Origin of the sequence: Flammeovirga sp. EKP202 (assembly GCF_014534745.1) — a bacterium.
Classification (GTDB): domain Bacteria; phylum Bacteroidota; class Bacteroidia; order Cytophagales; family Flammeovirgaceae; genus Flammeovirga.
Window position 1 is genome coordinate 41516 of record NZ_JACVVP010000058.1, and the last position, 6234, is coordinate 47749.

The window sequence follows — 6234 nt, forward strand, 5'->3', positions numbered from 1 at the left end:
AGAATTTAGAGTGATACTTTTAAAATTTCTTTCAGTTTCTTTTTAGCTCTGCTGTATTGTGATTTGGAAGCAGACTCACTGATGTTTAAGATTTGTGATATTTCCTTATGGTCATATCCTTCTAACAAATACAAAGAAAAAACAATACGATAACCGTCGGGTAAGAGTTGAATAGCCTCGCGAATTCTATCAATATTCAATATCAAATCAATATCCTGTTCTCCATCATTTTCGATTTGCTCCGGAATGCGCCCTTCTTCCATTTCTACAAGTTCAAGACGTCTCTTTTTTACGTGATTAATGGAGTGATTGACTACAATCCTTTTGAGCCATGAGCCAAATGAAGAAGTACCTTTGAACTGATCAAGATTCCGAAAAGCACTTAAAAATGCCTCTTGTAGTATGTCTTCGGCCTCTTCAAGATTATTGATGATGCGAACACATATATTGTACATGGCTTTCGAATATTGTTGATAGAGTTCAAATTGAGCTTTTCTATCGCCCTCTTTGCATCTTTCTATTATCGCTGTCATAATTTTTTCTTTGTTTACCTTAAAGACAGCATAAGATACCTAGGGTTGCATGAGAAATTAAAAAAGTAGCAAATTATTTTAAAGCAGTGATTAAAATTTTATTACAAATTAAAAATGAAGTAAGTGTTGATGAAAAGGAGCAAATCAATGTAAAAATCAAATTAAGTATTACTCTTTACAATTTTTGCAAATACCCACAATCAAATAGTTGGTCTCCTTTGCAGTATATCCTTCAGGTAATTTTACCGGAACAATTGGTAAGTCATCCATGCATTCAGTATCGCCACAAACTTGACATTTAAAATGTATGTGCTCGTGATTGTGTTCAGTACTTGTGCAGTGGTCGGTATTACATATAGCATATTTTACTATAGAAGTCTCATCAATTACTCGGTGTATAATTCCTTTATCAATAAATGTTTTAAGTGTACGGTAAATAGTCGCACGATCGCACAGGCCAATCAATTTCTCTTCAATGATATTTTCACTCAAAGCAACATTGCTGTTCATGAAGATATCAATAATACTTATCCTTCCGTTTGTTCTACGTAGTTTGTAGTTGTTTAATATTTCTATGGCTTCTGTACTCATACTGCAAAATTAATTTATAGCGTATGAAATACATATTCAGATTTCGAAATTTTTTCATTTTATGTATATAAATAACAAAAAAGCCTTACTACTCTTCATTTTCGAAGGATAGTAAGGCTGTTTTTTTAGTTCAAGAACTTTAATTTAGTCAATTACAGAACCTGACCTAACAACGAATGATTCGCAGAAAGCATTAAAGATTGGCACATTATCAATTTCTAATGCAGTACCAATTTCTTTGATTTTTTCTAGCTCTACTTCTGTGATTGCTCTCTCATTTAATAAGTCATCATCTTCTTCCATAAATAAGAAAGAAATGAACTTGACAAAGATAAATGGAGCATTTAGAATATCTCTTTTAAGATCACCTGTTAATGAGCTTGGATTTTTAAGCGTTTCCAAAACAACATTGTTCTCTTTTAAAGAAGAGTGCATTGTGATTTTGATCAATTTGTAGAAACGATTTTCCCACTCAGAGAAGTTGTAAGAAAGGTACTTCAACGCAGGAGCAAGAGGATCGTTCTTTTGGAAGAAACTTCTTCTTGATAACTTACGAGCTTTTCTTCTTAAAGTGATTTCCTCATAGTGGCTTACACTGCCGTTGGCTAATGCAATACCAATGGATGGCGTGATCAAGATGATCGAAATAAAATCATCATCACTTAGGTCCATAAATGCAGGGTCCACTTTTAAGAAGTCTTTCTTAAGTGCTTGCATTTCATTAAAGAAATCCGCGTCTCTAACGAGCGTAATTAATTCACTACCTGTAATCATTTATATATTGTCGTTTAATTTTTTGTTAGTACAAAATACGTATATCTATTTTTTCTTTTCTTTAGGTGCTTTGTCTTTCTTTCCAAAAACAGAGAAGTGTACATATCTCTTTGGGTGTGCTTGGAAATCGATGAATAAAGAATCTAAATCAGCCATAGTTTTGACTAATTGATCATGAAGTTCTCTTTCTGTTAGTAAAGCACCTACAGTACCGTTTGGATTATTAACGTTTTCTAAGGTTTTATTGGCTGAAGCTAAAAGTTGTTGTGCCTCTTTTACTGTTTGAGCTAAAGGAGCATCATTTAAAGAATCAGCAAGGTGATCCATTTTTACTAAAATAGGTTCTAATTGCTTAGAGGCAGATGCGAATTCGCTTGACATGACCTGTAAGTTGGCTAATGTTTTGTCCAAACCTCCATTATCTACTTTTTTCATAATAGAATTTGCAGAGGCTAAAGTAGCATCAGCAGTTACGCCCGCTGTTCTAAATTGAGACATCATCTGCTTGGCTGTATCAAGAGTTGCCTCTAAGTTGGCGAAAAGTGGGTCCATTTTTTCAACAATAGAAGCCACCATACCATTTTCAACATCACCTGCAATTGTACTCTCAGGAGTGGCGAGTTCACCAGCTCCACTACCTTTTAGTATAATTTGTTTGTCACCTAACATACCTTTGTCAGCAATTACGGCAACAGTATTTTTGTAAACTTTAATGTCTTCATTGATATCTAAAGACACTCTTACCATATTATTTTGGTTTTGTAATAGCTCCATGCTCGAGACTCTTCCAACTATGTAGCCGTTTATGGTGACATTATTAGAGACTTGAAGGTCTGCGGCACTTGGGTATTCGACATAAAAAGTATTTTGGTTTGAAAAAATGTCGATCCCTTTTAAGAAGTTATAACCGAAGTAAAGCACGAAGGCCGAGATAGTTGCGAAAATACCTACTTTTACTTCGTGTGAAAATTCAACTTTGATTGTGGACACAATTATAATATTTGATTTGAAATCTTATTTGTTCTAATGTAGCTTGCAGCTTAATTATGACATCTCAAATTTATCAAAGAATATCATTTATTCTATATTTCTTTCCATTTTTGATAATGAAGACTCGAAATAATAGCTTAAATTTGTCAAATATGACTTTCATATAATGTCATCTGATACATGATTCGTACTTTGTTCAAAAAAATAGATATACTTAATTTTTTGCAAAACCTATTGTTTGGTCTAACCGGAGCTTTATTTTTTATGATGTTTATGTCATCAGAAGCAAAGGCTAGCAAATATGCTTTCGACTTGGAAGAAGAAGAAGCGTATTTTAGAATTTATAATGACACTGCCAAAAGTAGGCAGGCAGCTAGACAATTAGCCGTTACTTTAAATAGGCTAAATGCTGGTGCTAAAAATGAACTTATATCCAATTATGCAATTGCAATGAAAGCTTTTGCGGATTCCGTTCTATTTAGAGGAGATAGAGAACTTCAACAAGTACGTGAAGATTTGGCAGAACCGGAGATCGTTGATCGAATCAATCAGTTAGACGCCGCCTTAAAATCGACCGACCCTGATGATTGGGAAGAAGCCAAGACATCTGGTGTATTTGACGACCTTGAAGAAGTGATTTTCAACTATAGTGATTATGATCTTCCTCAAGAGGACATGATTGAAACACTAGACCTGTGGAAAAAGGAGGGAGATGATGCAATTGCCGCCACGGAAGATGCTTTTGAATCACCGGTTGATTATACCTCAGACTCTTCAAATTTCGTAATGCGTACCCAAACCATGTATATGGTGGGTAATGCCGAAGTAGAATTTGGTGAACAAAAGCTGAATGCTGGAGATATACAAATGAACTTTGTAACCCATATTGTTCGAGCACAAGGTATCCCAGATTCCACTGGAAGGATCGTTGAAAAACCTATCTTTAAAGATGGTGAGAAGACATTCAATGCCAATGAAATGATCTATAACTATGAAACTGAAAAAGGTCTCATTAAAGGTATTGTAACAGAAGAAAGTGATGGTATCATTACTTCGCAGGTGGTGAAAAAAACTGCTGGACCGGAGATGTATATGGGAGACAACGTATACACAACATGTCGTTTGGAACATCCTCACTTTGGTTTTAGAACTAAAAAATTAAAAGTAGTACCGGAAAAAAGTATTGTATCAGGGCCTTTCTTGGTCGAATTGAATGAATCCCCTTTACCATTGGGATTTTTCTTTGGACTTTTCCCTGCTACTTCAGATAATACCTCAGGTTTTGTAATGCCTACTTATGGTGAATCTACCGATAGAGGTTTCTATCTAAGAGAAGGTGGTGTTTTCTTGGCACTGACAGATTACTTTAACTTGACTGTTTTAGGTACAGCCTACTCTTTAGGGGGTTGGGGTTTGAATGTATCATCTAACTATCGTAAAAGGTATGCCTTTAGTGGTAACACGAGGTTCTCATTCGTCAATAACCTTTTCCAAGAAAATGATGGGTCGATTACGGTAAGGAATGATTATCAAATTCAATGGTCCCACTCTCAAGAAAGTAAAAAGAATTCAAGATTCTCTGCAAACATTAATATTGCCAATTCAGATTATAACAGAAATAACTCTCTGAATCCGAACGACTTCTTACAGTCTTCAATGAACTCATCTATTAGTTATAGTAATAACTTTGCGGTGGGTAATGTCAATATGTCTACAACGGCACAGACACGTTATCAACAAAACGTTCAGACAGGTGAGGCTTCTATCACTCCAGAGGCAAGTTTTAACGTAGCTCGTACAAGACCTTTTAAATCTTTATTTAAGAAGTCAAATGCTATTTCTGAGATTGGTTTCACTTATAATATGAGAGCGTCTGGCTCGGTAACCAACAAGCCAGGACAAGGAAGATTGCCTTTTGATGTGATTGGTGATGACGGTGATATTTCAGATGGTACAGATGAATCGGGAAGATACCCTGATTTACTGACCAACTTTGGAGATTATTCCGATGATCTTAAATGGGGTGTTACCCATGATTTACCGGTTTCTACCCAAATGAAGGTGCTAAAGTATTTTACTTTTTCACCAAGTTTCAGCTACAAAGAATATTGGCACCCTTTCAAGTATGATTATACTTTTATTGAAGAGGAAAATGCAGTATTGGTAGATACAACAAACGAATTAACAAGATATCAAGAGTACAGTACTGCAGTAGGATTCAACACTAACATGTTTATGTTTTATAACATGAAAGGTGGTTCAGTGATCCGTCATACTATTCAGCCTAACGTCTCGATGAGTTTTAGACCTGATTTTGGTGATCCTCGATTTGATTACTACCAAAATGTTCAAACTTCTACTACGGATACAAACGGACGTGAAATGTTTAGATCAGAAGGAGGTTTAGTCGGAAAACCTTCGTCGGGTAGGAGTAATAACCTGAGTTTCTCCATCAATAACATCTTGGAATTGAAGTCCGGTAAAAAGGACGAAGAAACCGGAAAGGCAAAGAAAACGATGCTCTTGAATAACTTGCAAATTTCATCAGGTTACGACTTCGAACGAGATTCATTGAATTGGTCTGACATCAGTGCTGGCTTTAGAACCACTCTTTTCAAGAAAGTAGATGTTTCAGTACAATCGCGTTGGAACCCTTACAAATACGAAATTGTATCTACAGCCTATGACGAGGAACTCAAGAAGGAAGTAGTAACTAGTCAATATAAATCAAAACATCTTCTTTGGGATACAGATGGTCAGTTGGCAAGTTTAAGTAACCTTACCGTTTCATTGGGTACTCGATTAGCACCAAGAGGAGCAAAGAAGAAACAAGAAGAAAAGTTGGATCAGTTACAGCCAAGAAATGAGATGGAACGTCAGATGCTGGAACAGATGAAAAGAAACCCTGATCTCTATCTAGATTTTGATATTCCTTGGTCGCTTTCATTAAACTATAACCTAAATTATAATAAGACAGGTGAAGCAGAACCGACCGTAACACAAACGTTTACTTTCTCAGGTGATGTATCACTAACACCAAAATGGAAATTTGCATTCCGTTCGGGTTATGACTTTAAAGAAGGTGCTTTCTCTTATACTTCATTTGATATTACAAGAGACTTACACTGTTGGCAACTTACTGCGAACTGGATTCCATTTGGTCCTCGACAATCTTATAATATCACCATTGCAGTGAAGGCCGCAATGTTGCAAGATTTGAAATGGGAGAGACGTAACTCATGGATTGACCGTAACGACAGATTCCAATAAAATAACTGAGCTATCGCTCTTTTAAAATTTTGAATTTTCATTTCTTTGACAGAAAGCCGATCTTTCTCCTATGAAA

5 protein-coding genes are annotated in these 6234 nt (G+C 35.7%); 1 reads left to right on the plus strand and 4 read right to left on the minus strand.

The genetic code is table 11. The annotated features are described in order from the left end of the window. Positions 1-5 precede the first annotated feature (5 nt). The 4 genes from IC221_RS24665 to IC221_RS24680 all read right to left on the minus strand — a co-directional run bounded on the left by IC221_RS24665 (position 6) and on the right by IC221_RS24680 (position 2888). A complete protein-coding gene (locus IC221_RS24665) occupies positions 6-533 on the minus strand; it encodes an RNA polymerase sigma factor (protein ID WP_044209314.1) in 528 nt (175 codons plus the stop codon). 168 nt (positions 534-701) lie between these two features. Continuing rightward, positions 702-1124: a Fur family transcriptional regulator gene (locus IC221_RS24670; protein WP_188171504.1), complete on the minus strand. Its 423-nt coding sequence runs from the start codon at positions 1122-1124 to the stop codon at positions 702-704. Positions 1125-1268: 144 nt separating this feature from the next. Continuing rightward, the gene (locus IC221_RS24675) at positions 1269-1898 is read right to left on the minus strand and encodes a hypothetical protein (protein WP_188171505.1); all 630 of its coding nucleotides are present in this window, start codon (positions 1896-1898) and stop codon (positions 1269-1271) included. Between the two features lie 45 nt (positions 1899-1943). Continuing rightward, positions 1944-2888 carry an MlaD family protein gene (locus IC221_RS24680; protein ID WP_188171506.1) on the minus strand — a complete coding sequence of 315 codons (945 nt, stop codon included), beginning with the start codon at positions 2886-2888 and terminating at the stop codon, positions 1944-1946. A gap of 222 nt (positions 2889-3110) precedes the next feature. On the opposite strand from IC221_RS24680, the gene IC221_RS24685 reads away from it, so the two are divergent. After that, positions 3111-6158: a putative LPS assembly protein LptD gene (locus tag IC221_RS24685; RefSeq protein WP_223241479.1), complete on the plus strand. Its 3048-nt coding sequence runs from the start codon at positions 3111-3113 to the stop codon at positions 6156-6158. The last annotated feature ends 76 nt before the right edge of the window (positions 6159-6234 follow it).

Bases quoted from the DNA above. Each gene is read 5' to 3' on its own strand.
- IC221_RS24665 (WP_044209314.1), bottom strand. From the start codon at position 533: ATGACAGCGATAATAGAAAGATGCAAAGAGGGCGATAGAAAAGCTCAA.
- IC221_RS24670 (WP_188171504.1), bottom strand. From the start codon at position 1,124: ATGAGTACAGAAGCCATAGAAATATTAAACAACTACAAACTACGTAGA.
- IC221_RS24675 (WP_188171505.1), bottom strand. From the start codon at position 1,898: ATGATTACAGGTAGTGAATTAATTACGCTCGTTAGAGACGCGGATTTC.